General features: G+C 65.0%; 20 protein-coding genes. 16 read left to right on the top strand and 4 right to left on the bottom strand.

What is annotated here, in order from left to right:
- Nucleotides 1–2: 2 nt before the first annotated feature.
- Nucleotides 3–1,124 (top strand): peptide chain release factor 2, encoded by a 1,122-nt coding sequence (gene prfB / locus HJY11_RS09750; protein WP_208075767.1) that lies wholly within the window; start codon nt 3–5, stop codon nt 1,122–1,124.
- Nucleotides 1,125–1,206: 82 nt separating this feature from the next.
- Here the strand turns inward: prfB and HJY11_RS09755 are convergent, their stop codons facing one another.
- Both HJY11_RS09755 and HJY11_RS09760 read right to left on the bottom strand, forming a co-directional pair.
- Nucleotides 1,207–1,902: a 5'-methylthioadenosine/S-adenosylhomocysteine nucleosidase gene (locus HJY11_RS09755; protein WP_208075768.1), complete on the bottom strand. Its 696-nt coding sequence runs from the start codon at nt 1,900–1,902 to the stop codon at nt 1,207–1,209.
- 259 nt (nt 1,903–2,161) lie between these two features.
- A complete protein-coding gene (locus tag HJY11_RS09760; RefSeq protein ID WP_208075769.1) occupies nt 2,162–2,485 on the bottom strand; it encodes an SdpI family protein in 324 nt (107 codons plus the stop codon).
- Nucleotides 2,486–2,515: 30 nt separating this feature from the next.
- Here HJY11_RS09760 and HJY11_RS09765 point away from each other — a divergent pair, with 30 nt between their 5' ends.
- Together HJY11_RS09765 and HJY11_RS09770 are read left to right on the top strand one after the other, a co-directional pair.
- Entirely contained in the window at nt 2,516–3,307 is a 792-nt protein-coding gene (locus HJY11_RS09765; RefSeq protein WP_208075770.1) for a hypothetical protein, read from the top strand.
- 85 nt (nt 3,308–3,392) lie between these two features.
- Nucleotides 3,393–3,893 (top strand): phosphatase PAP2 family protein, encoded by a 501-nt coding sequence (locus tag HJY11_RS09770; protein ID WP_208075771.1) that lies wholly within the window; start codon nt 3,393–3,395, stop codon nt 3,891–3,893.
- 77 nt (nt 3,894–3,970) lie between these two features.
- On the opposite strand, the gene HJY11_RS09775 is transcribed toward HJY11_RS09770, so the two are convergent.
- Complete coding sequence (locus tag HJY11_RS09775; RefSeq protein WP_208075772.1) at nt 3,971–5,767, bottom strand: DUF885 domain-containing protein; 1,797 nt, start codon at nt 5,765–5,767, stop codon at nt 3,971–3,973.
- Between the two features lie 349 nt (nt 5,768–6,116).
- Between HJY11_RS09775 and HJY11_RS09780 the strand changes: the two genes are divergently transcribed.
- From HJY11_RS09780 to HJY11_RS09790, 3 genes are all read left to right on the top strand, one after another.
- On the top strand, nt 6,117–8,204 hold the full coding sequence (locus tag HJY11_RS09780; protein ID WP_208075773.1) for a PTS sugar transporter subunit IIC/EAL domain-containing protein: 2,088 nt from the start codon (nt 6,117–6,119) through the stop codon (nt 8,202–8,204).
- A gap of 147 nt (nt 8,205–8,351) precedes the next feature.
- On the top strand, nt 8,352–10,265 hold the full coding sequence (locus HJY11_RS09785) for an NAD(+) synthase (RefSeq protein ID WP_208075774.1): 1,914 nt from the start codon (nt 8,352–8,354) through the stop codon (nt 10,263–10,265).
- A gap of 74 nt (nt 10,266–10,339) precedes the next feature.
- A complete protein-coding gene (locus HJY11_RS09790) occupies nt 10,340–10,771 on the top strand; it encodes a PH domain-containing protein (RefSeq protein WP_208075775.1) in 432 nt (143 codons plus the stop codon).
- Nucleotides 10,772–10,843: 72 nt separating this feature from the next.
- Here HJY11_RS09790 and HJY11_RS09795 read toward each other — a convergent pair whose 3' ends face one another.
- The gene (locus HJY11_RS09795; RefSeq protein ID WP_208075776.1) at nt 10,844–11,905 is read right to left on the bottom strand and encodes a LacI family DNA-binding transcriptional regulator; all 1,062 of its coding nucleotides are present in this window, start codon (nt 11,903–11,905) and stop codon (nt 10,844–10,846) included.
- A gap of 330 nt (nt 11,906–12,235) precedes the next feature.
- Between HJY11_RS09795 and HJY11_RS09800 the strand changes: the two genes are divergently transcribed.
- From HJY11_RS09800 to dltB, 10 genes are all read left to right on the top strand, one after another.
- The gene (locus HJY11_RS09800) at nt 12,236–13,072 is read left to right on the top strand and encodes a triose-phosphate isomerase family protein (protein WP_208075777.1); all 837 of its coding nucleotides are present in this window, start codon (nt 12,236–12,238) and stop codon (nt 13,070–13,072) included.
- Nucleotides 13,069–14,508, top strand: a complete 1,440-nt coding sequence (locus HJY11_RS09805; RefSeq protein ID WP_208075778.1) for a lactate racemase domain-containing protein — start codon at nt 13,069–13,071, stop codon at nt 14,506–14,508. Before HJY11_RS09800 ends, HJY11_RS09805 begins: the two co-directional genes overlap by 4 nt.
- 81 nt (nt 14,509–14,589) lie before the next feature.
- Nucleotides 14,590–15,657: a BMP family lipoprotein gene (locus HJY11_RS09810; protein ID WP_208075779.1), complete on the top strand. Its 1,068-nt coding sequence runs from the start codon at nt 14,590–14,592 to the stop codon at nt 15,655–15,657.
- Between the two features lie 12 nt (nt 15,658–15,669).
- Nucleotides 15,670–16,668, top strand: coding sequence for a nucleoside hydrolase (locus HJY11_RS09815; protein ID WP_208075780.1), 999 nt, complete (start codon nt 15,670–15,672; stop codon nt 16,666–16,668).
- Between the two features lie 32 nt (nt 16,669–16,700).
- On the top strand, nt 16,701–18,248 hold the full coding sequence (locus HJY11_RS09820) for an ABC transporter ATP-binding protein (protein WP_208075781.1): 1,548 nt from the start codon (nt 16,701–16,703) through the stop codon (nt 18,246–18,248).
- Nucleotides 18,229–19,359: an ABC transporter permease gene (locus HJY11_RS09825; RefSeq protein ID WP_208075782.1), complete on the top strand. Its 1,131-nt coding sequence runs from the start codon at nt 18,229–18,231 to the stop codon at nt 19,357–19,359. Before HJY11_RS09820 ends, HJY11_RS09825 begins: the two co-directional genes overlap by 20 nt.
- A complete protein-coding gene (locus HJY11_RS09830; protein WP_208075783.1) occupies nt 19,352–20,281 on the top strand; it encodes an ABC transporter permease in 930 nt (309 codons plus the stop codon). The genes HJY11_RS09825 and HJY11_RS09830 overlap by 8 nt, the downstream gene beginning before the upstream one ends.
- Nucleotides 20,282–20,301: 20 nt before the next feature.
- Nucleotides 20,302–20,970, top strand: a complete 669-nt coding sequence (locus tag HJY11_RS09835) for a ribulose-phosphate 3-epimerase (protein WP_208075784.1) — start codon at nt 20,302–20,304, stop codon at nt 20,968–20,970.
- Nucleotides 20,971–21,562: 592 nt separating this feature from the next.
- Nucleotides 21,563–23,083, top strand: a complete 1,521-nt coding sequence (gene dltA / locus HJY11_RS09840; RefSeq protein ID WP_208075785.1) for a D-alanine--poly(phosphoribitol) ligase subunit DltA — start codon at nt 21,563–21,565, stop codon at nt 23,081–23,083.
- The gene (dltB, locus tag HJY11_RS09845; protein ID WP_208075786.1) at nt 23,080–24,255 is read left to right on the top strand and encodes a D-alanyl-lipoteichoic acid biosynthesis protein DltB; all 1,176 of its coding nucleotides are present in this window, start codon (nt 23,080–23,082) and stop codon (nt 24,253–24,255) included. Before dltA ends, dltB begins: the two co-directional genes overlap by 4 nt.
- The last annotated feature ends 42 nt before the right edge of the window (nt 24,256–24,297 follow it).

Consider the following 24,297-nt stretch of genomic DNA (forward strand, 5'->3'; position numbering starts at 1 on the left):
CAATGTTATTGCAGATAGAAGAGCTCAAACAGCGCTTGGAGGGGCTGGAAACCCCTCTGAAAGAACTGGGGGTCTCCCTGGACTTGGAGGGGAAGGCCGCTGAGTTGGCCCGGCTGGAAAGCCAGTCCGCCGACCCCGCCTTCTGGGAGGACATGAAGGCCTCCCAAAAAATACTCAAACAGATCAGCGACATCAAGGATGTGCTGGCCCGCTACCAGAAGTTAAAAACCGCCTATGAAGACGCCGCCACCCTCATTGAGATCGCCCTGGAAGAGGGGGACGAGTCGATGGCAGAGGAGATCTCTGCCGCTGTCTCCCAGGTGGAGGAGGAGCTGCAGAGCCAGCGGCTATCCACCCTCCTCTCGGGCGAGTTTGACGGCAACAACGCCATCCTCACCTTCCACGCCGGGGCCGGCGGCACCGAGGCGCAGGACTGGGCCGAAATGCTCTACCGGATGTACGGCCGCTACGCCCAGCGCCACGGCTTCAAGGTCAAGGTGCTGGACTATCTGGACGGGGAGGAGGCCGGCCTCAAGTCCGCCTCCGTCCTCATTGAGGGGCAGAACGCCTACGGCTATTTGAAGGGGGAAAACGGGGTGCACCGGCTGGTGCGGGTCTCGCCCTTTGACTCCTCCGGCCGCCGCCACACCTCCTTTGCCTCGCTGGAGGTGGTGCCCGAGATCGACGACGACCTGGACGTGCAGATCCGGGATGAGGACCTGCGGGTGGACACCTACCGCTCCAGCGGGGCCGGTGGCCAGCACGTCAACAAGACCGAGTCGGCCATCCGCATCACCCACCTGCCCACCGGCATTGTGGTGGCCTGCCAGAACGAGCGCAGCCAGCACCAGAACCGGGAGGTGGCCATGAAGATGCTCCTCTCCAAGTTGATGAAGATCAAGGAGCAGGAGAATTTCGAGCGCATCGAGGACATCAAGGGCGACCAGAAGGAGATCGGCTGGGGCTCCCAGATCCGCTCCTACGTCTTTATGCCCTACACCATGGTCAAGGACCACCGCACCGGCTTTGAGGTGGGCAACGTGGGTGCGGTGATGGACGGCGACCTGGACGGGTTCATCAACGCCTACCTCACCGCCGCCAGCCTGGGCAAGCTGGCCAAATAGCGCACTTTGAAAAAGAGAGGGCCGCCCCCTTAAAGGGCGGCCCCCTCTCTTTTTGCGCCCTTTTGGGCGGGGCGAAATGGGGTCAGAGGCTGGAAATCTGCCCCAGCAGCCAGCGCTGCAGGTCGCCTGCCACCGAGTCGGTGAAGGGCTCGCCGGTGAGCTCGTTGTTGGAGATGACGCGCACCCCGATGCAGGGAACCCCGAAGCGGCGGCAGCACTCGTAGACGCCCACGCTCTCCATCTCCTCGCAGAGTTCGCCCTTTCTCTCCTGCATCCAGCGGATGCGGTCCACCTCCCGGCTGAAGAGATCACCGCTCCCCAACGTCCCCACCGCCCTGCGCCCATGTGGCCAGGGAACCTGGGCGAAGTGGCGCAGCAGCGCCCCGTCCGAGGGGATGGGCACCGAGCGGGGGTCGAAGGTCCAGTCAAAGGGGGCGCAGCCCTGGCCTGCGGCCCGGGCGGGGCTCTGCATCCCGTGCAGGGCCACGGTGGCGCCGCCCACCACCAGATCGCCCACCGCCAGCTCCTCCACGTGGGACCCGGCCAACCCCTGGTTGATGACGGCCCGGGGGGCGTAAGCGCCGATGCCCACGGCGGTGGCCAGGGCGGCGTTGAGGGTACCGATCTGGGTCTCGCTCACCACCAGGGGACGGCCCTCCACCGTCCCGGTGGAAAAGGAGAACCCGTGTAGGGTTTGGTCCGCCCGCCCCTCCAGGGCCGCGCGCAGGGCCGCGACCTCCACCGGCATGGCCCCCTGTATCAAAATGGGTTGCTGCATCTCGTCTGCCTCCTTTTGCTCTCTCTTTTCGCCTGCAGGGCGAAAGGAAAAACAGTATACGGCGGCGACCGCCCGGCTGTCAAGGGCGGGGGAGAAGATTGCGCAATCCAACGAAAAGAGCGGTCGGATTTTGGCAAAAGGGCGGGCTTTTTGGGGGAAAGGGTCGCAAAAGCTGTCGATTTGACCGGGGGAATGCTATAATGAGACGACAGCCGTCGATCCGGAACCCCTGCGGTGCGCAGGCGCCGGCTTTGGCGGCCTATCGCGCCCCGCCCTTCCCGCGGGAAAACAGGTAGGACAGGCCGCCGGGAATGGCGATCCAGAGAACCACGACGGCCAGCGTCCAGCTCTCAAAGTTGGAAATGGCAGAGACACCGGCGAGGTATACAAAGGCCAGGGGGATGGAGACGTACCCCAGTACTCTGTGGGCGGCGATCCAGGTGCCCTCGTCTGTCACGGTCCAGGGCAGGCGGAGCCCGGTGTGCTTGCAAAAGGGGAGTTTGGGCGCCACATTTCCGGCAAAGAGGATGACCGCCGCGGCGATGGCGGCTGCGAAGAACCGCCCGTCGCCGGAAAAGGGCACAAGGCCCCACAGCAGAGAGGAGCGCATTTCATGGAAAAGATCACCTGCCGCTATCCCCTGTCGCGGGAACTGCTCTGCCGGGCTTCCGATGTCCGCTACCGGGTGCGGGGCGGGTGGGTGCGGCTGGCCTGCGCTGCGGCGGGGGGACTGGCGGGGCTCTACCTGGCCCTCAGCGCCGCCGGGCTCTTTCGCACCCGCTTTTGGCAGCCCCTGCTGGCGGCAGCTCTTTTGATCGGCAGCTTGACGGTGGCGCTCTGGGGCAACCGGCTCTTTCTCTGGCGGGGGCTGTGGGGACTGCGCCGCCCCCGCCCCCAACTTTCGGCAGGCGGCGGTGTTGCGGCGGAGCGGCGATTCGGGGCAGATGCTCTTCTACCGCTCGGTGGGGGGATATTCATCCGTCCGGAAGCCGCTTTGCAGGGCTGGCAGGAGGGGGGAGAGGTCAAACTTCGGTGGCTGCGGGGCGACGTCTGCGCCGTCACCTACCGGGGGGAGGACCGCCAGCCCCACGCGGCCGCCTTCCCCTTTGGAGAGGGGGAATCCCGCCCCCTCTTTGAGCAGCTGGAGGGCCGCTGGCAGAGCGATTCGGGAAAATTCAGCCTGACTTATGAGGGGGGAACCTTCCAGCTCCGCCGGGGTGGCGGGGTCGAGACCTACCCCATTGCCAACTGCAAAAAGGTAGAGCGGTCGGCGGCGGTGCTCTTTGATGACAGGGGGCTGCCCCGCTGGATCGTCCTCCCCCAAACCCCTGCCGCCGGGGGGGGGAGGGGCGGGCGGAGGCCCTCCTCCTCTACCCGGTGGCCCTGGATGGGACCGACCGCGTGACCCTGTCGCCCCGGGCCTAGGGTTGCGCCCCGCCCCCTCCTGTGGTAGGATGGAGACGCCGACAGGGAGAAGGGGGGACTTGGTTGTGACAGCGCCGCAGTACGAGCGGGTTCGCCGCTGGTTTTTGGCCCGGCCCGGCCGCCTGGCCGCCCTCAAAGCCGCCAACCGCTGGCTGCCCCGGCTGGTCTACTGCGCCTACCCCCTGGGCCTTTTGGCCCTGGCCTGGCAGCGGGACGCCCGCCTTTGGAAGGTGCTCTGGGTGCCGGCGGCGGGGTTTTTGCTGGTGAGTGCTTTTCGGCGGCTCCACAATGCCCCCCGCCCCTATGAGGCCCTGCCCATTGCCCCCCTCATCGGGCGGGAGAAGGCGGGCCGCTCCTTTCCCAGCCGGCATGTGGCCTCGGCCTTTTTGATCGGCTGCGCCTTTTGGTACCTCTCCCCCTGGCTGGGGGCGCCGGTCTTTCTCGCCGGGATGGGGATGGCGGTGGTCCGCCCCCTGGCGGGGGTCCACTTCCCCCGGGACACCGTTGCCGGGGCGGCTTTCGGGCTCCTCTTTGGCTTTGCCTGTCTCTACGGCCTGCCGTTCTAGGCGGGCCTTTTTCATTTAACGACAAAAGGGAAGGGCTGGCCCCCGCAGGGCCAGCCCTTCCTTTTCATGCGCCGGGTTCAGGCCGCCTTCTGCGCCCCGCCCTTTGCGGTTTTTACGTAGCTGTCCACCTGCTGCTGCAGGATGTCCAGGCTGGCGGGCCCGGTCTCCAGCAGTACCCGGTTGAAATCCACCGGGGAGAAGCGGTCTCCCAGCTGTTTTTCTGCACCGTCGTAGAGGTCCTGGTAGGCCATGCCGGTCAGATAGTACTGCAGGTAGTTGGTGGGGGTCTCCAGGTTGAGGTAGAACTGGGAGCGGAGGGTCTCGTCGCCTATCTCATCGCCGAAATGGCTCTTTAAAAAGGCGGCAAACTGGTCGTAGCTCCACCCGTCGTAGTGCAGGCCGATGTCCGCCAGGGCGATGACGCACTGGGTGTAGCGGTCGTTGTAGGCGTAGAGTTCGGCCAACCCCCGGTCCTCGGTGGCGTATTTGTAGCTGCTGTTTTCCACATAGGTGGCCCACCCTTCGGAGTAGCCGTTGTAGTCGATCATATAGCGGACGGTGGGCAGCTGCAGGTTTTGAAAATAGGTGTTTTGGTACATGTGGCCGGGGTAGCCCTCGTGGGCGATGGTGGAGAAGAGATCGGTGCTGTATTCGCCGTTGATGTAGATCATCTGGGGGCTGTCCAGGGGCTTGTCGATCCGGCTTTTCAGGTAGGCGGCGGGGGAGAAGTTGTCCTTCATCGACTCGTCCACCCAGCGGATTTGGTAGGTGAGGTTTTCGGTGGCGGGAAAGTCCTGCAACATGGCCTCCCCCAGGTAGTCCAGCGTCTCCTCCACCGAGGAGAAGCGGGAATAGGCGGGGGTGGCCCCCTCCGTCAATTCCCGGTAGGCGGCGGGGTCGCTCTTTTGCAGCTCCTGCATCTGTCTTTCCATATCGGTGGCGGCCTGGGCCATGTGGGTGTACAGGAAGGTCTTGACCTCGTCGATGTCCCAGTCGATGCCGGTGCTCTGTTGCAGAAGCGCCAGGTAGTAGTCCTTGCCGCCGGGCTGGTGGGCGAGGCCCAGTTCCTCCTCGGGGGCGTCGATCTGGGAGAGATCCTCCGCCAGCTGGCGGTAGGCGGCCATCAGGTCCTCTTTCAGCAGCTGGCGGCTGGTGGCCTTGGCCTCGGCCTTCTCCCCCTCGCTCAAAAAGGCGCAGCCGTCGATCTTCTCGTCCATGATCGGCGCCAGGTAGGGGGTCTCCTGGGCGGCAAAGGTCTCGCACTGCTCGATGACCTTGTCGAGGATGCTCTGGCACATGCCGCAGCCGTTTTCCTGGCGCTCCCGCTCGTTCTCGGCGTAGAGGCGGAAGGTCTCCCCGCTGGTGCGAAGAATGCCAAAGTAGCTGTCCAGGTCGTTTTGCCGCTCAAAGTAGAAGTTTTCCAGCAGCAGGGGCAACTGGGCCTGAAAGCCGAGGAAGCTGCCCAGGTAGTTGTTGTCCAGATAGTAGTAGTCCAGGGTGAGGAGGGAGCGCTGAAAGAAGTCTTCGAGGATTTGCAGCGTCAGCCGGGAGGAGGGGTTCAGCGACTTCTCGTCAAAGCCCTGCAGGTTTTTCAAAATCTCCTGACAGGCGGCCTTGCTCTCCCGGTAGTCCTCGGCGTCGGAGTGGGGAAGTTTGAGCGGTTCCAGGGAGAAACCGTGGGCCTCCGGGTCCTGAAACAGGTAGTTGAGATCGAGGGAATCGCTGTCCAGAATGGCGGTGGGCAGGGTGGAGAGGTACTGGTCGAACCGGGCCTGTTCCCCCTTTTTGACGCAGCCGGAAAGGGAGAGGGCCAGGCCCAGGGCCAGCACCCCCGCCACGGCTCTGCGGGCCAGATGGCGACTTGTTTTTCTCACGGCAAAGAACTCCTTTTCACAGTGACTTGGCAGGGCGGCGCTCCCCAAGGGACCAGCGCCCTGTGTTTCAGTATACCACAAGCGCGAAGCCCGCGGGGGTATTTGGCCATGGGACGGGGGGCAGGCGAAGTTTGCGCATCTGCCCCGGCCATTCCCAGTATCATTGCCACTTTATAGAAATAATACCACATCGGCCGCCCGGTGAGACCCAATGGCAGGAAAAGGTTGGAAATCTTTCCTTTTTGCGGCCGATGACCCGCCGGTTGTATTGTAACTGCCCGTCCGGGTATGTTACAATTATGACAAACTTCCCTTCTCCGCTGGGGAAGAAATGAGGGAACGGACCGCCATGAGAAAACGCGCATTGCGGGCGCTGTATGCGCTGGAGCAAAATCGGGTGCTCTCCTCTGTCAAAAAGGGGTTTGTCACCCTTGTCCCCCTGCTGATGGCGGGGGCTTTTGCGCTGCTTCTGCGCAGTTTTCCCCTGCCCGCATTTCAGGCGGCTCTGCCCACCCTCTGGGGCGGCGCGCTGGACCGGTTTCTCGCCTGCGTGGGGGAGAGCACCTTTGGCCTGCTCTCCATCTTCGTGGCGGCGGCGGTGGGCTTTCACTACGCCGGCGCCTGCCGGGAGGGGGACCTGTCCACCCAGGTGATGGCCATGGCCCTCTCGGTGGCCTGCTTTGTGGCCACCTTCGGCCAGTCCGCCCCGGCCGAGCGGCTGGCGGGCTTTGGCTCCACCGGGGTGTTCACCGCCCTGCTGTGCGCTGTGGCGGGGACCAAGCTCTTTTTGTTTTTGGGGGAGCACGCCCCCCGGCGCTTTCGCTTTTCCACCGCCGGGGCGGACGAGGGCTTTCGCGCCGCCATGGGAGGGATCGTCCCCGCCCTGCTCTGTGTGGCCGCCTTTGCCGCGGGCAACCTGGCGCTGGACCGGCTGGCCGGGGTGGCCAGCCTCAACGAACTCATCACCGCCGGGGCCAGCGCCCTCTTCTCCCGCGCGGGCAACGACCTGTCCGGCGGCATCCTCTTCACCGCCCTGCAGGGCACCCTCTGGATGTTTGGCATCCACGGCGGCAACGCCCTCGACCAGGTGGCGACCCGGCTCTTTGTCCCCGCCAACGCCGATCCCGCCGCCGTCGTCTGCAAGTCCTTCCTCGACAACTTCGCCCTCATCGGCGGCTGTGGCGCCACCATCTGCCTGCTGTTGGCGCTGTTGCTCTTCTCCCGCTCCAGAGATGACCGCCGCCTGGCCGGGGCCTCGCTGCCCTTCGGCCTCTTCGGCATCAACGAAATTTTGGTCTACGGCCTGCCGGTCATCTTAAACCCCATCTACCTCATCCCCTTCATCCTGGTGCCCATCTGCTCGCTGTGCATCGCCTACTTCGCCACCTGGGTGGGCTTTTTGCCGGTGGTGACCAAGACCGTCGCCTGGACCACCCCGGTCCTCTTCAGCGGCTATATCGCGGTGGACTCCTGGCGGGGGGCGGCGGTGCAGCTGGTGATCGTGGCGGCGGGCACCGCCATCTACGCCCCCTTTGTCAAGCTCTCCGACCGGGTGCGGGCCGGCCGTGAACAGGAGATGCTGCGCGCCCTCACCGACGCCTTTCAGGCGGGGGAGCGGGCGGGAGAGCGGCCCCGCTTTCTCGCCCGGGGCGGACAGCTGGGGGCGGCGGCCAAGCAGCTGGCTTCCCGCCTGCGGGCGGACCTGCAGTCCGGCGCGATCCCCTTTTGGTACCAGCCCCAGGTGGACGCCGATGGCCGCGCCTTTGGCGCCGAGAGCCTGTTGCGCTGGCGCTTTGGCGGGCAGCTTGTCTACCCGCCTCTGGCCATCTCCCTGGCGCAGGAGGAGGGGGTCTACGGCCAGCTCACCGAGTTGGCGCTGCAGCGGGCCTGTCGCGCCGCCGGGGCGTTTCAGGAGGCCATGGGGCGGCCCTTCTCGGTCTCGGTCAACCTGACGGCCGCCCAGCTGGACGACCCGGCCCTGATCGAGGGGATCATCGCCACGGCCCAGGGCGCGGGGGTACAGCCCGGCGGCCTGGGGCTGGAGGTCACCGAGGAGACCTCCCTCATCGACCGCGCGCACGTGTCGGAGAACATCGGCCGTCTCTGGGCGGCGGGAATCCCCGTCTCGGTGGACGATTTCAGCATGGGGCACACCTCCCTGCGCTATCTGCAGGAGAACCCCTTTCGCTACGTCAAACTGGATGGCTCCCTGGTGCGCCAGGTGACCGAGAATGCCCGCAGCCGGGAGATCATCTCCTCCCTGGTGTCCCTGGGGACGGGGCTCTCCTTTGACACAGTGGCCGAACAGGTGGAGACCGTTCAGGTGCGCGACGCCCTCATCGCCCTGGGGTGCACCCGGTTTCAGGGGTATCTCTACAGCCCGGCGGTCCCCCTGGAGGAGTGTGTCGCCCTCTGTCGGGAGGAACCTTGGCGCTAGGCCTTGCGGGTTGCCCTCCGGGGGAGTATACTGAAAAAAGAGACAAAGGCGTCTCGGAGAGGGTTTCTCCGAGACGCCTTTTTTCTCGCCGTTTGGCATCTGCCGGCCGCCCCCGGGGCAGACTGGCAGAGAGGGGAGGAAAAGGCTTTGAGAGACGGGTTTTTAAAGGTGGCGGTGGGCAGTCCCGATCTGCGGGTGGCCGACTGCGCCTACAACGCCGCGGCCAGCGCCCGGCTTCTGCGGGAGGCGGCGGCCCAGAGAGTGAAACTGCTGGTGCTGCCCGAACTGGGGCTCACCGGCTACAGCTGCGGCGACCTCTTTTTGCAGCCGGTCCTGCTCCAGGGGGCCGAAGCCGCCCTGGAGCAGTTGTTGCAGGTGAGTGGAGAGCTGGGGGACCTGGTGGCGGTGGCGGGGCTGCCGGTGCGGGTGGGAGGCGGGCTCTACAACTGTGCCGCCGTCCTGCAGGGCGGGCGGCTGCTGGGGGTGGTGCCCAAGCGAAACCTCCCCAACTACGGCGAGTTTTACGAGCGCCGCCAGTTCACCCCCGGCCCTTTCTGCGGGGGGGAGATCTCCCTCTGCGGACAGCGGATCCCCTTTGGGGCCGACCTGCTCTTTTGCTGCCGGGAACTGCCCGACTGGGTGCTGGGGGTGGAAATCTGCGAGGACCTGTGGGTCCCCCTCCCGCCCTCGGTGGGGTTGGCCCTGGCGGGGGCCACCGTCCTTGCCAACCCCTCGGCCAGCAACGAGACGGCGGGGAAGGCCGACTACCGCCGCCAGCTGGTGGTCGGGCAGTCCGCCCGGCTGCTGGCGGGCTATCTCTACGCCTCGGCCGGGGCGGGGGAGTCCACCGCCGAATTGGTCTTTGCCGGGCACAATCTCATCGCCGAAAACGGCGTCCTCCTGGCCGAGAGCCCGCTGCTTCGGGGCGGGCTCACCTGTAGCGAGCTGGACCTGCAGCGCCTGGCCTTTGCGCGCAGCCGGCGGGACCCCTTCCCCGCGCCGGCGGGGGAGTACCGGCGGGTCTCCTTCTCTGTTTTGGTGGAGGAGACCGCCCTCACCCGGGCGGTGGAGCGAGACCCCTTTGTCCCCGCCCCCGGACCGGAGCGGGAGGAGCGGTGCGGAGAGGTTCTCGCCCTGCAGATCGCGGGGCTGGCGGGTCGGCTGCGCCACACCGGCTGCCGCCCTGTGCTGGGGCTCTCGGGGGGGCTGGATTCCGCCTTGGCCCTGCTGGTCTGCGTCGGGGCGGCCGACGCCCTGGACCGCCCCCGCGCAGATGTGTTGGCGGTGAGCATGCCCGGCTTTGGCACCACCCTCCGCACCCGGGAAAACGCCCGCAGGCTGGCTCTCTCGCTGGGGGTCACCTTTCGGGAAATCTCCATCGTCCGGGCAGCAGAAGGGCACCTGAATGACATCGGCCATCCCCGAGGGCGAACCGACACCACCTACGAAAATGCCCAGGCGAGGGAGCGCACCCAGGTGCTGATGGACCTGGCCAACGCCGGGGGCGGCCTGGTGGTGGGCACCGGCGACCTGTCGGAACTGGCCCTGGGCTGGGCCACCTACGGCGGCGATCAGCTCTCGATGTACGCCGTCAATGCCTCGGTGCCCAAGACCCTGGTGCGCCACCTCGTCGCCTTTGCCGCCGCCCGGGCGGGAGGGGAGAGCGCCGCCGTCCTGCGGGATGTGCTGGCCACACCGGTCAGCCCCGAACTGCTCCCCGCCGGGGCCGGGGGCGGGATCGCCCAGCGCACCGAGTCGCTGGTGGGCCCCTACCGGCTGCACGACTTCTTTCTCTACCGCGCCATCCGCTGTGGCGAGCCGCCCCGCAAGGTCTACCGGCTGGCCTGTATCGCCTTTGCCGGGGAGTTCCCAGCGGGGGAGATCCTGCGCTGGCTGCGCCTGTTCTACCGCCGCTTTTTCGCCCAGCAGTTCAAGCGCTCGGCCCTGCCCGACGGGCCCAAGGTGGGCGAGCTCTCCCCCCGGGGGGACTGGCGGATGCCCAGCGACGGGAGCGCCGCCCTCTGGCTGGAGCAGCTGGAGGGATTGGAGGGCCGGGGATAGGCCCGGGGAAGGCGATTGCCTTTTTGGCCCTGCCCTGGTACAATGGAGAAAAGCCAGCCAAGGAGGACTGCCAGATGGTCAGTGAAGTGCCAATCGTTTGGAAAGACCGCAAGCGCATTTTGGGGATGCCCATCACCTTTACCCGCTACTCCATGTCCGAAGACCGCCTCTTTTTGGAGACCGGCCTCCTCAACACCCGGCAGGAAGAGGTGCTCCTCTACCGGGTGCGGGACATCAGCTTGAAAATCACCCTGGGCCAGCGCATCTTTGGGGTGGGCTCGGTGCTGGTTCAGTCCTCGGACAAGACCATGCCGGTGCTGGAACTGAAAAATATCCGCCGTCCCCGGGAGGTCAAGGAGATCCTCCACCGGCAGGTGGAGAAGATGAAGCTCTCCCGCAAGATTCGGGTGGGCGAGCTGCTGGACGACGGCGGCCACGCCTGCGACGACGATTTTCACGATGGCGAGCAGACAGACGGGGAGGACTGGGAGGACGAGCGCCTCTAGTTCCCCGTCCCCCGAAAAAGAGAAGAGAGAGCCGGAGAGAATGATTTCTCTCCGGCTCTCTCTTTGTGCGAACTATTCCCGCTCCCCCTTTTCCAGGGGGCGGCAGCTCTCCCGCACGATCAGCTTGCAGGGCAGTTCCACCTTGAGGGGGAGGGTGTGGCCCTTTTCGATGCGGTCGAGCAGCAGCTTTACCGCCACCTTTCCCAACTCGTTTTTGGGCACGTCCACGGTGGTAAGGGAGGGGTTGGTGAACTGGCCCATGGCGATGTTGTCGATGGAGATGACCGAGATGTCCTGGGGGATGTGCAGTCCGAACTCCCGGATGGCCTTCACCGCCCCGATGGCGCTGATGTCGTTGGCACAGAAGACCGCCGTGGGTAGCCGGGGGGAGGCGAACATCTTCTTGATGCCGAAATAGCCGTTTTCCATGGTCAGGGCCGACTCGTAGATGTACTCCTCTGAAAAGGGGAGTTCCCGCTCCAGCATGAAGTCCATGTAGGCGTCAAAGCGCACCTCGTTTTTCACCTCTCCCAGGTAGCCGATGCGCCGGTGCCCCTGCCGGTAGAGGTGCTCGAGCACCTGGACGGCGGCCTTGTACCCGTCGCAGATGACCTGGTCGAAGTCGGCCCCGCCGGCGGCCAGCCCCACCACAATGACGTTGCGCAGCTTTTGCAGCCGCCCCAACAGCTCTTTGCGGGGGCGACCCAACACCACCACGCCCCCCTTGTCCAGGTTTTCCAGCATCCGGTCGGTCTTGAAGTCGTCCAGATTGACCGCCGAAAAGGAAAAGCCCAGGGAGCAGCCCTGCACCATGGCCTCCTTCTCCACCGCCCGCAGGATTTCGGCGAAGAACTGGTCCGAGGGCATCATCTGGTCCTGAAACTGGCGGGAGAACATCTCGGTGCGGGCGAACACGCAGGAGATGGTCCGCCCCGCCGGCCGGGGGTCGGCTCCCCGGTCCCGGCTCTTGAGGGCCTTGGCCGCCTCGTTGGGGGTGTAGCCGGTGCGGCGGACGATCTCCCACACCCGCTCGGCGGCCTCGGGGGCGGCGGTGCGGTGATTGGGGTCGTTGATGATCCGGGAGACGGTGGAGATGGAGACCCCTGCCTCCCGGGCGATTTCTTTGAGTGTCATGGCTGGTCACCTGTTTTGGGGCGTCCTGTGACAAGTGAGTGAAAACGATTGCAATATCTTTTTGAAAAGCAGCCGCCAAACCTCTCTCGATTTTTTCTAAATTGTACACTGATGGGAATGCTTTTGCAAGATTAAGCAGAGAAAAAGAGGGATATTTTTCCTATACCCTGTTTTTGTGGCAAGATGTACAATGAAAATCAGGAATTGTAGGCAGGATAACGGTGTGACAACGATTGCATATATTTTTCTTTACAAACCCTCAAAATCGGCTATGATGTGGGTAGAAATTGGGCGAGATGCCCGAGAAGCGACAAGAGGGGGAGAGGGGATTTGGCCCAGTACCTGTTCGTCAACCTAAAGCGATTCGACATTCCTCGCGCGCTGGGGGGGATCAACAGCCAGTGCCCGCCAGCCCGGTGGGGCGAGGCCCTGGTCCGCCAGAGCCGGGCTGCCCTGGCCGAGCGCCCGGGGGTGGAGACGGTCTTTTTTCTGCCGGAGGCCCACCTCCTCCCCGCGGTGGCTGCGGCGGCCGGGCCGGGACCGTCGGTGGCCGTCGGCTGTCAGGGGGTCTACCGAAAGGATGTGGCCCCTGGGGGCAACTTCGGGGCCTTTACCACCTTTCGCACCGCCACCGCCGCCCGCGCCCTGGGCTGCAGCTGGGCCCTCATCGGCCACAGCGAGGAGCGGGCCGACAAGATGGCCCTCACCGGTGACACCGGCGCGGTGGACGCCCTTCTGCGCGACGAGGTGCGCTGCGCCCTGGCGGCCGGGCTCAAGGTGCTCTTCTGCATCGGCGAGACCGCCGAGGAGATCCCGACGCGAGAGGCGGTCCTCCGCCGCCAACTCCGCCAGGGGCTGCCCGGGGTGGACAGGGCGCCCAACATCGTGCTGGGGTATGAGCCCATCTGGTCCATCGGCCCGGGCAAGCCGGTGCCCACCGCCGCTGAGGTGGGGCGGATCGCCGCCCTCATCAAGGGGATCGTCCGGCTGCCGGTGGTCTACGGCGGGGGGCTGAAAGCCGAGAACGCCGCTGCCTTCGGGGCCCTGCCCAACCTGGACGGCGGGCTGGTGGGGCTCACCCGATTTGCCGGGGAGATCGGCTTCTACCCCGACGAGTTCGCCCAGATCGCCGCGGCCTACTTTGCCGCCAAGGAGGAGATTTTGTGAAACTGGAATTTGAGTACGGGCAGGGGATGATGAGCGCCCAGCTGCCCGATGACACCGACGTCTTTATCCCCGGGGAGACGGTCCCCGACCCGCCCTGTATCCCCGAGGAAAAGCTGGTGGAGGCAACCCGGGACTCCATCCTCCACCCCATGGGGATGCCCCCCCTCTCCCAACTGGCCCACAAGGGTTCCAGGGTGGTCATCGTCTTCCCCGACCGGGTCAAGGGGGGGGAGCAGCCCACCGCCCACCGAAAGGTGTCCATCCCCATCGTCCTGGAGGAACTCTACAAAGCCGGGGTGGAGAAGAAAGACATCCTGCTGCTGTGCTCCAACGGGCTGCACCGCAAGAACACCGAGGAGGAGATTCGCCGGGTGCTGGGGGAGGAGCTCTTCTCCCAGTTCTGGCCCACCGGCCAGATTCGCAACCACGACAGCGAGGACTACGAGCACCTGGTGGACCTGGGCGCCACCCCGCAGGGGGACCCGGTGCTGGTGAACAAATACGTCTACGACGCCGATGTGGCCGTCCTCATCGGCCACACCCAGGGCAACCCCTACGGGGGCTACTCGGGGGGGTATAAGCACTGCGCCACCGGCATCACCCACTGGCGCTCCATCGCCTCCCACCACGTGCCGGCGGTGATGCACCGGCCCGACTTTACCCCGGTGAGCAGCCATTCCCTCATGCGCCAGAAGTTCGACGAGATCGGCCAGTATATGGAGGAGCGGATGGGCAAGAAGTTCTTCTGCTGCGACGCGGTGCTGGACACCCGCTCCCGCCAGATCGAGATCAACAGCGGCTGGGCCAAGGTGATGCAGCCCAAGAGCTGGCAGACCGCCGACCGGCGCACCTACGTCCACTGGGCCGAGAAGAAATACGACGTGCTGGTCTTCGGCATGCCCCAGTTTTTCCACTACGGCGACGGGATGGGCACCAACCCCATCATGATGATGCAGGCCATCTCGGCCGAGATCATCCGCCACAAGCGGGTGCTCAGCGACCGCTGCGTGGTCATCTGCTCCTCCACCTGCAACGGCTACTTTCACGACGAGCTCTTCACCGGCTACCGCGAGATTTACGAGCTCTTTCAAAAAGACCACATGAACACCCTGCGGGACGTCAACCGCTACGGCGAGTACTTCGCCACCAACGAGGAGTACATCCGCCGCTACCGCTACTGCAATGGATTTCACCCCTTCCACGGCTTCTCGATGATCAGCTGCGGCCACATCGCCGAGATGAACACCGCCGCCATCTACATCGTGGGGGCCGAACAGCCCGGCTATGCCCGGGGGATGGGGATGAAGACCAGGGCCACCTTTGAAGAGGCCCTGGCCGACGCCCAGAAGAAATACCTGGGAGAGCACCCCAACATCCTCGCCCTCCCCAAGGCGTTCACCACCGCGGCGGTGCACCTGTGCATGAAGGGGGAGTGAGGGCTCGCCGTCCACCTGTCCATCCGTCCGCACCGCTGTCGGCGGCGCGACCGACCTTATATTTAAAGGAGGATTATCCAAATGAAACGAGTCAACTCCATCAAACGGGCCCTGGCCGCACTTCTCGCGGGCTGTCTCTGCCTCACCGCCTTCGCCGGCTGCGGCGACAAGAAGGAGGAGGGGAACGCCGGCAAAAAGGGGAGCGACATCAAGGCCGCCATCATCATCTCGGGCAGTTTCGGCACCCAGAGCTTTCAGGACGTGGCCCTCGCCGGCTGCCAGAAGGCCGCCGACGAGTTCGGATTTGAGCTGACCAAGGTGGAAAACGTCAACTCCTCCGATGCCGGCAGCACCATCCAGTCCCTCATCGGCCAGGGAGTCAACATGATCATCTCCCCCAACGACTTCTTCAACGACTCCATCGAGGAATTGGCCCCCGAAAACCCCGACGTCCGCTTCATCAGCGGCGACGCCGCCGTCCCCGACCTGGAAAACGTGGCCTCCTCCTACTACCGCGAGCAGGAGTCCGCCTTCCTCCTGGGGGCCCTGGCGGGGATGCTCACCGAGTCGAACAAGGTGGCCTTCATCGGCCACACCTCCAACGTGGTCATGGACCGCTTTGACTACGGCTACCAGGCCGGTGCAAAATACGTCAACCCCGATGTCAGCGTCATCTCGATGTACACCGGCAGTGTCTCCGACGTCAACAAGGGCAAGGAGATGGCCGACCTGCTGTATAGCCAGGGGGTCGACTACATCGCCCCCGCCGCCGCGGCCTGCAACACCGGCGTCTTCCAGTCCTCCAAAGAGCACGGGGGCAACTGCTGGACCTTCGGCGCCGCCGACGGGCAGTTTCACCTGATGCCCGACCGCATCCTCGCCAGCCAGGTCAAGCGCATCGACAACGTCTGCTATCAGTTCCTTAAAGATGCGGTGGAGGGCAACTGGAAGGGCGGACAGCCCCAGGAGATGGGCCTCAAAGAGGGGGGCGTCGACCTGCTCTACACCACCAATGAGGAGCTGGCGGCCACCATCCCCCAGGACGTGAAGGACCGGGTGGAGGAGTTGCGCCAGAAGGTCGTCAGCGGGGAGATCAAGGCCCCCGGCACCAAGGACGAGTTCGCGGCCTTCCCCTTCCCAAACAAGTAGGGGGGCAGCCACTTGAGACAGATACCTGTGCTGCTGGATGTGGACACCGGCATCGACGACGCCTACGCCCTGATCATGGCCTGCGCCAGCGAGGAGCTGGACATTCGGGCGGTGACCACGGCGGCGGGCAACGCCTCCCTCTACCACACCACCCGCAACACCTGTAACCTGCTGCACCTGCTGGGCCGGGGCGACATCCCGGTCTCCCAGGGGCTGCCGGCCCCCCTTCAGCGCCCGCTGCTGCGGGCCCCGGAGGTGCACGGGGAGAACGGCCTGCGGGGCTACCAATTCCAGGGGGAGCACCTGGAGGCCCTCTCCCCCCTCACCGCCCAACAGCAGATGGCCCGGGTCCTCGCCGAGAGCGAGGAGCCGGTGACCGTCGTCGCCCTGGGCCCGGCCACCAACGTGGCGGCCTTTCTCCAGCGGTACCCCGAACTGAAATCCCGCATCCGCCGCATCCTTTTTATGGGAACTTCTTATCGCTGTGGCAACCCGACCATCGTCTCCACCTTCAACGTGCTGGTGGACCCCGAGGCTTTTGACATCCTTTTAAAGAGCGGGGTCGAACTGCACGCCCTCCCCCTGGACACCACCCAAAACGCCACCCTCACCCCCGCGGAGTGCCGGCAGATCTCCAGTATCCCCGGCCCGGTGGCAAAAATGGTCTCCCGCACCCTGGCCGGCTACGGCGACCGCATCGGCCAGAAGGGCGGGTGCCTGGCCCAGAAGGACGGGGAGCGGGACTGGAACAGAGAGGGGTTGGCCCACCTGCCCGACCCGGCGGTGATCGCCTACCTGCTGCGGCCCGACTACTTCACCCGCCAGAAGTACTTCTGCCAGGTGGAGTGCAAGGGGGAGATCACCACCGGCTTCACCGTCATCGACATGGACGACTACTACGGCAAGTCGATGGAGGAGCGCAACCTCTGGTATGTGGACTCCATTGATCGAGCCGGTTTTGCCCGGCTGTTTCTCGAGAGCGTCCGCGCCTTCGCGGGCCCGCGGGAGTGAGGGCGCAGCCACAAGAAAGGAAGTGAGAGGCAATGGGGGAGGACATCATCAAGCTGCAGGGAATCACCAAGGTGTTCCCCGGGGTGGTGGCCAACGACCACATCGACCTGTCTGTCCGCCGGGGGGAGATTCACTCCCTGGCGGGGGAGAACGGGGCGGGGAAATCCACCCTCATGGGAATCCTCTACGGGCTGCAACAGCCCGACGAGGGGAGCATCCTCCTGCGGGGGGAGGAGGTGCGCCTGGCATCGCCCAAAGACGCCATCCGCCACGGGTTGGGGATGGTGCACCAGCACTTCATGCTCATCCCCAAATTCACCGTCACCCAGAACATCATCCTGGGGATGGAGGTGGGCAGCCGCCTTCGCATCGACTACCCCAGAGCGGAGGAGGAGATTCGCCAGCTCTCCCAGCGGTACGGCCTGGGCATCGACCCGACCGTCAGAGTCAGCGAGCTGTCGGTGACCATGCAACAGCGGGTAGAGATTCTTAAAATTCTCTACCGCAAGGCGGAAATTCTCATCTTCGACGAACCCACCGCCGTTCTCACCCCTCAGGAGATCGACGAGTTTTGCGACATTCTCACCCGGTTGCGCGACAGCGGCAAGACCATCCTCTTCATCAGCCACAAGCTGGCTGAGGTGGAGAAAATTTCCGACCGGGTCACCGTCATCCGCCGGGGCAGGGTGGTGGGCACCCTGCCCATGGCCGAGACCAACCAGCAAGAGTTGGCCACCCTCATGGTGGGGCGGGAAGTCCGCCTGGGGGGAGGGGCGCGCCGCCAGGTGGAGGACAGCGGGGTACTGCTGGACATCCGCGGCGTCCACTATGTCAACCACCACGGGGTGGAGCGCATCAAGGGCGTCGACTTGCAGCTGCACCGGGGGGAGATCCTCGGGGTGGCCGGGGTGGACGGCAACGGCCAGGAGGAGCTGGAAAACCTCCTCTGCGGCAAGCGCAAACCCTCGGCCGGAACCATCTCTTTTCTCGGGCAGGACATCGCCGGAAAGAGCGTCAAGGAGATCAAGAAGATGGGGATGGGGGTCATCTTTGAGGACCGGCACAAGGATGGGCTGGTGCTGGACTTCTCGGTGCGGGAAAACCTCATCCTGGGGTTTCAGGACCAGAGGCGGTTTTTAAAAGCCGGCGTCTTTCTGGACAAGAAAAAGGTAGAGGAGAACGCCCGCCGCCTGCAGGAGGATTTCGACATCCGCTGCGGCAGTCTGGATGCGCCGGCGGGAAAACTCTCGGGGGGCAACCAGCAGAAGATCATCATCGCCCGGGAGATGAGCTCTGACCCGGAGATGGTGATGGCCATTCAGCCCACCCGCGGGCTGGACCTGGGGGCGGTCTCCTTTGTGCAGGACAAACTGGTGGAGGCCCGCAACCAGGGCAAAGGGGTCCTCCTCTTCTCCCTGGAGCTGGACGAGGTTTTGCAAGTCAGCGACCGCATTGCAGTCATCTTCAAGGGACAGATTGTCAAGGTGCTGAAAAACGAGGGCGTCACCAAAGAACAGCTGGGCGCCTACATGCTGGGCGTGGCCCAGGAGGAGGGATTGCATGAAGCCGCAAACGCTTGAGAGGGAGGGCGCGTCTCCCGCCCCGAAGCCACCCAGAAAGCGGCTGATCCCCCCACCTGAAAAACTGCGGGCCGCCGGGTTGGAGGCGGCCATCTCCCTGCTGGCCTTTGTCCTCTCCATCGTCACCGGGGGGATCATCCTCGCCATCTTGGGGGTCAACCCCTTTACCGCCTACGCCGCCCTCTTTCAGGGGGCCCTGGGCAGCCCCAGCGCCATCGGCGGCACCATCAACCGGATGATCCCCATCATCCTCGCCGGGCTGGCGGTGGCGGTGGGGCAGAAGGGCTCGGTCTTCAACATCGGCGTCGAGGGCCAACTCATCGTCGGTGGCCTGCTGGGCTGTTTGGCGGGCATCTACATCCCCGCCCCGGCGGCGCTGCACCTGCCCATCTGCATGCTCGCCAGCATGCTGGGCGGGCTGCTCTGGGCCCTGATCCCCGCCTGGCTGCGGCTGAAAAAGAATGTGGGCGAGGTCTTCACCACCATCATGTTCAACTACGTGGCCAAATTCCTGCTTGGCTACCTGGTGGTCAAGGTCTTTGTCAACGCCGGCGGCCAGCTCTCGGCCACCGAGAAAATTCGCGACTCCGCCCGGCTGCCTGCCCTGGTGGCCAAGCCCTACAACATCAACGTGGGCATTTTGGTGGCGGTACTGGCGGTGGTTTTGGTGGCAATATTTATTCAAAAGACCCGTTGGGGCTACGAGATGCGGGCCACCGGATACAACCGCGATGCCTCCAGCTCGGCCGGCATCAACGTGGGCCGCAACATGTTTTTAGCCCTTCTCCTCTCGGGGGCGCTGGCCGGCCTGGGCGGCTGCCTGGAGATCAACGGCACCGTCTTTCGGGTCTTTGAGAGCTACTCCCCGGGCTACGGGGCCACCGGCATCGCCGTGGCGCTGCTGGCCAAAAACAACCCGGTGGCGGTGCTCCTCACCGCCTTCCTCTTCGGCGCCATGCGCAACGGCGCGGCGCTGATGCAGATGAGCACCGGGGTCTCCTCTGAATTTGTCTCCATCGTCCAGGGGCTGATCATCATCTTTGTCTGTTCCGAAAATTTCATCCGCTACCTGCTGAAAAAAGCGCAGAAACGGGGTGTGAAGTATGCTTGACGCCGTCTCTTATATCGTTCTGGCCACCATCCGCCTGGGCACCCCCATCGCCATCACCGCCGTCGGGGCCACTATCTCCGAGCGCACCGGGGTGGTCAACATCGGCCTCGAGGGCATTATGGGAATGGGGGCCTTCCTGGCGGTGCTGGGCTCTTACTGGACCGGAAACCCCTGGTTCGGCGTCCTTCTGGCCGTCCTCGTCGGCGTGGTCATCTCGGCCATCCACGGCTTTGTCTCCATCGTCTGCGGCGGGGCGCAGGGGGTCTCCTCCCAGGCGTTGGTGCTGCTGGCCACCGGCTTTTGCTCGGTGGGGTTGCAGGCCATCTTCCACCAAAAGGGGATGTCCCCCACCGTGAACACCATTGCCACCACCGAGTTTCTGCGCCCCATCCCCCTGGTGGGGAATGTCCTGGCCGACTTTTCCCCCATCGTCTACATCGGGGTGCTCCTTCTTCTGGGGGGCAACTTCCTCCTCTTCAAAACTCCCTTGGGGCTGCGGATGTGCGCCTGTGGCGAACACCCCCGGGCGGCTGAGACTGCCGGCATCAACGTGGGGGCCATGCGCTTCGCCGGCGTTCTCCTCTCCGGGGTGCTGGGGGGGCTGGCCGGTGCCTTCCTCTCTGTGGGGCAGATGAACCTGTTTCAAGAGGGGATGGTGGCCGGCCGGGGCTACCTGGCCCTGGGCGCGGTCATCATGGGCCGCTGGACCCCCACCGGGGCCTTTGCCGCGGCCATGTGCTTTGGCTTTTTTGACGCGGTGCAGCTCTACATTCAGATCATCCCCAACTCCCCCATCCCCCACGAGTTTGTGCAGATGATCCCCTATGTGGCCAGCATCATCGTTCTGGCCCTCACTATCAAGGGGGCCACCGGCCCCGCGGCCTCGGGCAAGCCCTACTCGAAGATTTCGGGCACCCGCTAGAAAAGGGAGAGAAAAATCAAATGGGCATCCTCACCGCGACTCTGGCCTGCGCCGACTGGCTCCACCTGGGCGACGACCTGCGCGCCCTGGAGCGGGGCGGCTGCGACTGGTACCACCTGGACGTCATGGACGGGCACTACGTCCCAAACCTCTGCCTCAACTTTGACCTCATCCGGGCGGTTCGCGCCGCCTCGCCCCTGCCGGTGGACTGCCACCTGATGGTGGAAAACCCGGGGGACTACCTTCCCCAGCTGGCCCAAAACCGGGTGGAGCGGGCGGCCTTTCACCTGGGCTGCCCGGTGGACGCCGCCGCCCTCTTAAAGGCATTGCGCCGGGCGGGGATCGCCCCCGGCCTGGCCCTGAACCCCGACGAGCCGGTGGAGGCCCTGCGCCCCTATCTGGACCTCTGCGACTGGGTGCTCCTGATGGGGGTAAAACCCGGTTTTTCAGGGCAGGCGTTTCTCCCCGGCACGGTGGAGCGGGTGGGCCGACTGAATGCCCTACGCCGCGACCTGGGCCGCCCCCTTCTCATCGAGGTGGACGGGGGCATCGGCCCGGAAAACGGCCGCGCCTGCGCCGATGCCGGGGCCGACGCCCTGGTGGCTGGGGCCTTTGCAGTCTTTTCCCAGCCCGACGGCGTCGAGGCCGCCTGCCGCCGCTTTCGCGCGGCGGTCTTTCCCGGCGCTTAGCCACGCCGGCGGGAGGAGGGGACGCCACCCCCTCTTCCCGCCGGACAGACAATCTCCTCTTCATTTCAAAAGGGCGCCGGTGTATCCGGCGCCCTTTTGGAGCGCCTGCAGGGGGCCTCTCCGGGGACGCCGATTTCCGGCGGCTCGGGGAAGGGAAAGGAAATACGACGCGGCGGGCGGCCCGGCGCTGCCAAGGGGAGGGAAGGGGAGAGCGCCGGCAGCCGGCACGCCGAAGAGAGGCCCAAGCGGGAAAAGGGCGGCCTGCGCCGGCGATGGCGGGCGGCGGGGAGGGCGATTGCCCCGTCTCTTTATGACAGACAGCCCTAAAAACGGTTGAAGATTTTATGAATTTATTGCCGCTCCTTTGGAGCGAAGGAGGCGCTACCCACCCTGACGCCCTGCTGCGACGGGGTTTGTTCCTCCCAAATGGCGATTTTACCCCGTTTTTTCGCCGATTGACAGGAATCGTTCGCCACCCTATAATAAGAAACAGCATCTAGAAAAACAGCGGTATCTCCGCTGTTTTTCTGCGTTTTCAGGCTCTGCAATCGCTTGATAGCCAATTGCGGGGCCCAGGGAAGGGGAATCGCCGATGAATTTGTTGGACGCCATCGCCAGTCACGCCGCCGCCCGGCCGGACGCTCTGGCCTACCGCTCTCCCCAAGGGGAGTTGACCTATCGCCAGCTGTGGGAGGGGGCGGGCCGCCTGGCCGCCGCCCTGGATCGCCGCCTGGGGGAAAACCGCTCCCCCCTGGTGGTCTACGGGCACAAGAGTCCCCTGGTGCCCCTGTGCTTTTTGGCCTGTGCCCGCTCGGGCCGGGGCTACTGCCCGGTGGACACCTCCCTCCCCCCCGCGCGGGTAGCCAGCACCGTCGAGGCGGCCGACCCGCCGCTGGTGCTGGCCGTCGAGCCGCTGGCCGATCCCTGTGGGCGCCCGGTGCTCGCCGCCGCCGAACTGGCCGCCCTGGCCGAAGGGGGAGAGGCTCCAACCGCTCTCCGCCCGGTGGCGGGGGAGGACCTCTTTTACATCCTCTTCACCTCCGGCAGCACCGGCACCCCCAAGGGGGTGCAGATCACCGCCGACTGCCTGGATCGCTTCCTGGACTGGTCCTCCCGGTTGGGGGAGGGATTCCCGGCAGGGGCGCCCCGGGTCTTTCTCAACCAGGCCCCCTTCTCCTTTGACCTGTCGGTGATGGACCTCTACACTGCCTTTTTTACCGGCGGCACCCTCTGGACGCTGCCCAAAGAGGTACAGCAGGACGCGGCGGCCCTCTTCTCCTCCCTGGAGCGGTCGGGGGCCCAGGTCTGGGTCTCCACCCCCTCCTTTGCCGAGGTCTGCCTGGCCGACAGGCGCTTTGACAGCGCCTTGCTGCCCGAGATGAAACTCTTTCTCTTCTGCGGGGAGACGCTGCAAAACGCCACCGCCCAAAAGCTGCACAGCCGCTTTCCCGGGGCCAAGGTCGTCAACACCTACGGCCCCACCGAGTCCACCGTGGCCGTCACCCAGGTGGAGATCACCCCCTCCCTGGCGGCGGCCAACGAGCCCCTGCCGGTGGGGGCTCCCAAGCCGGGCACCTGGCTCTTTATCACCGGCCCGGAGGGGGAGGACCTGCCGGAGGGGGAGCGAGGGGAGATCGTCATCGTGGGGGACACGGTGAGCAGCGGCTATTTCGGCCGCCCCGACCTGACCGCGCGCACCTTCGGCACCCGGCGGGTGGCGGGGGCCGAGCACCGCCTCTACCGCACCGGGGACAAAGGATACCTGCGGGGCGGGCAGTTGTACTACTGCGGCCGGCTGGACCTGCAGATCAAGCTGCACGGCTACCGCATCGAGTTGGAGGACATCGAGCAGAACATCTGCCGGTTGCCGGGCGTTCGGGGGGCGGTGGTGCTGCCCCAGGAGCGGGATGGCACCGTCCGCAGCCTGACGGCCTACGTGGCGGCCGACTGGCCGGGGGAGCGGGACTTTGCCGCCTCGCAGCGGGCCAGGGGGGAGCTTGGACGGTTTCTCCCCGCCTACATGATCCCCAAGAAGTTCGTCTTTCTGGACGCCCTTCCCATGACCGCCAACGGCAAGGTGGACCGCAAGGCGCTGGGAGGGTTGGCAAGGTGAGTTTTTACGGCGACCTGCGCTTTTTCTTGGTGCTGGCGGCGGCCCTGGTGCCGGCAGCGGTATTGGGACTGCGGGAAAAATCCCTCAGGGGGTACGGCTTCGCCCTCTCGCTGCTCTTTCTCTGGCTGGTGTACGGCAGGGAGCCGGCGCAGCTGCTCTGGCTGGCGGGCTTTTACCTGTTGGAACTGCACGCGGTCAAGGGCTACCTGCTGCTGCGCCGCAAGTTCGGCCGCAACAGCGTGATCTACGGCCACTTTGTGGCCCTGGCCTTGGCGCCCCTTCTGCTCTACAAGTTCTCCGGCCTCTTTGGCAAGGGCATTTTCGGCTTTCTGGGCATCAGCTATCTGAGTTTTAAGGTGCTGCAGGTCATCATTGAGATCTACGACGGGGTCATCAAGGAGATGGGGGGACTGGAGCTCTCCAGCTTCCTCCTCTTCTTCCCGACCATCAGTTCGGGCCCCATCGACCGCAGCCGCCGCTTTCTGGCGGACTGGCACACCGTCTATCCCCGGGCGGAGTACCGCAAACTGCTGGGAACGGGGCTGCAAAAGATCGCCCTGGGCCTCTTTTACAAGTACGCCCTCTCCCAGCTGTTTTACCAGGTGATGGGCCGCTTTGCCCACCGCTACCGCCCCCTGCCGCTGGCCGGGTACGGGTACAGCTACGGCTTCTACCTCTTTTTTGACTTTGCCGGTTACAGCCTGATGGCCATTGGGGTCAGCTATATCCTGGGCATCCGCACCCCGGAAAACTTCGACAAGCCTTTCTTGAGCGTGGACATGAAGGACTTTTGGAACCGCTGGCACATCACCCTCTCCCACTGGTTCCGGGACTTCCTTTTCTCCCGCTTTATGATGAACGCCATTCGCAAAAAGTGGTTTTCCAGCCGCCTGAACGGGGCGGCGGCCGGGCTGGTTGTGAACATGTTGGTGATGGGCCTCTGGCACGGGTTCACCGGCTGCTATATCGCCTACGGCCTCTATCACGGGGCGCTGTTGGCCCTCACCGAAATCTACCAGAAAAAGTCGGTCTTTTATAAGAGAAACCGGGACAAGGGCTGGTACAGGGCCCTCTCCTGGTTTGTCACCCTGCAGCTGGTGATGGTGGGATTTCTCATCTTCTCGGGAGCCATGGCGGAGGCGGGAAGGGCCGTGTTGGCAAAACTCATCTGACCCTCAAGGAACAGACTGCATATCGCGCCGCCGGGGCGGCCA

The sequence above is a fragment of the Bittarella massiliensis (ex Durand et al. 2017) genome (assembly GCF_017566145.1).
GTDB classification, from domain to species: domain Bacteria; phylum Bacillota; class Clostridia; order Oscillospirales; family Ruminococcaceae; genus Bittarella; species Bittarella massiliensis_A.

What these genes read in the sequence shown, in the direction of transcription:
- HJY11_RS09755 (WP_208075768.1), bottom strand. Translation starts at nt 1,902, where the DNA reads ATGCAGCAACCCATTTTGATACAGGGGGCCATGCCGGTGGAGGTCGCG.
- HJY11_RS09795 (WP_208075776.1), bottom strand. Translation starts at nt 11,905, where the DNA reads ATGACACTCAAAGAAATCGCCCGGGAGGCAGGGGTCTCCATCTCCACC.
- HJY11_RS09830 (WP_208075783.1), top strand. Translation starts at nt 19,352, where the DNA reads ATGCTTGACGCCGTCTCTTATATCGTTCTGGCCACCATCCGCCTGGGC.
- HJY11_RS09790 (WP_208075775.1), top strand. Translation starts at nt 10,340, where the DNA reads ATGGTCAGTGAAGTGCCAATCGTTTGGAAAGACCGCAAGCGCATTTTG.
- HJY11_RS09765 (WP_208075770.1), top strand. Translation starts at nt 2,516, where the DNA reads ATGGAAAAGATCACCTGCCGCTATCCCCTGTCGCGGGAACTGCTCTGC.
- HJY11_RS09835 (WP_208075784.1), top strand. Translation starts at nt 20,302, where the DNA reads ATGGGCATCCTCACCGCGACTCTGGCCTGCGCCGACTGGCTCCACCTG.
- dltA (WP_208075785.1), top strand. Translation starts at nt 21,563, where the DNA reads ATGAATTTGTTGGACGCCATCGCCAGTCACGCCGCCGCCCGGCCGGAC.
- HJY11_RS09780 (WP_208075773.1), top strand. Translation starts at nt 6,117, where the DNA reads ATGAGAAAACGCGCATTGCGGGCGCTGTATGCGCTGGAGCAAAATCGG.
- HJY11_RS09820 (WP_208075781.1), top strand. Translation starts at nt 16,701, where the DNA reads ATGGGGGAGGACATCATCAAGCTGCAGGGAATCACCAAGGTGTTCCCC.
- HJY11_RS09810 (WP_208075779.1), top strand. Translation starts at nt 14,590, where the DNA reads ATGAAACGAGTCAACTCCATCAAACGGGCCCTGGCCGCACTTCTCGCG.
- HJY11_RS09825 (WP_208075782.1), top strand. Translation starts at nt 18,229, where the DNA reads ATGAAGCCGCAAACGCTTGAGAGGGAGGGCGCGTCTCCCGCCCCGAAG.
- prfB (WP_208075767.1), top strand. Translation starts at nt 3, where the DNA reads ATGTTATTGCAGATAGAAGAGCTCAAACAGCGCTTGGAGGGGCTGGAA.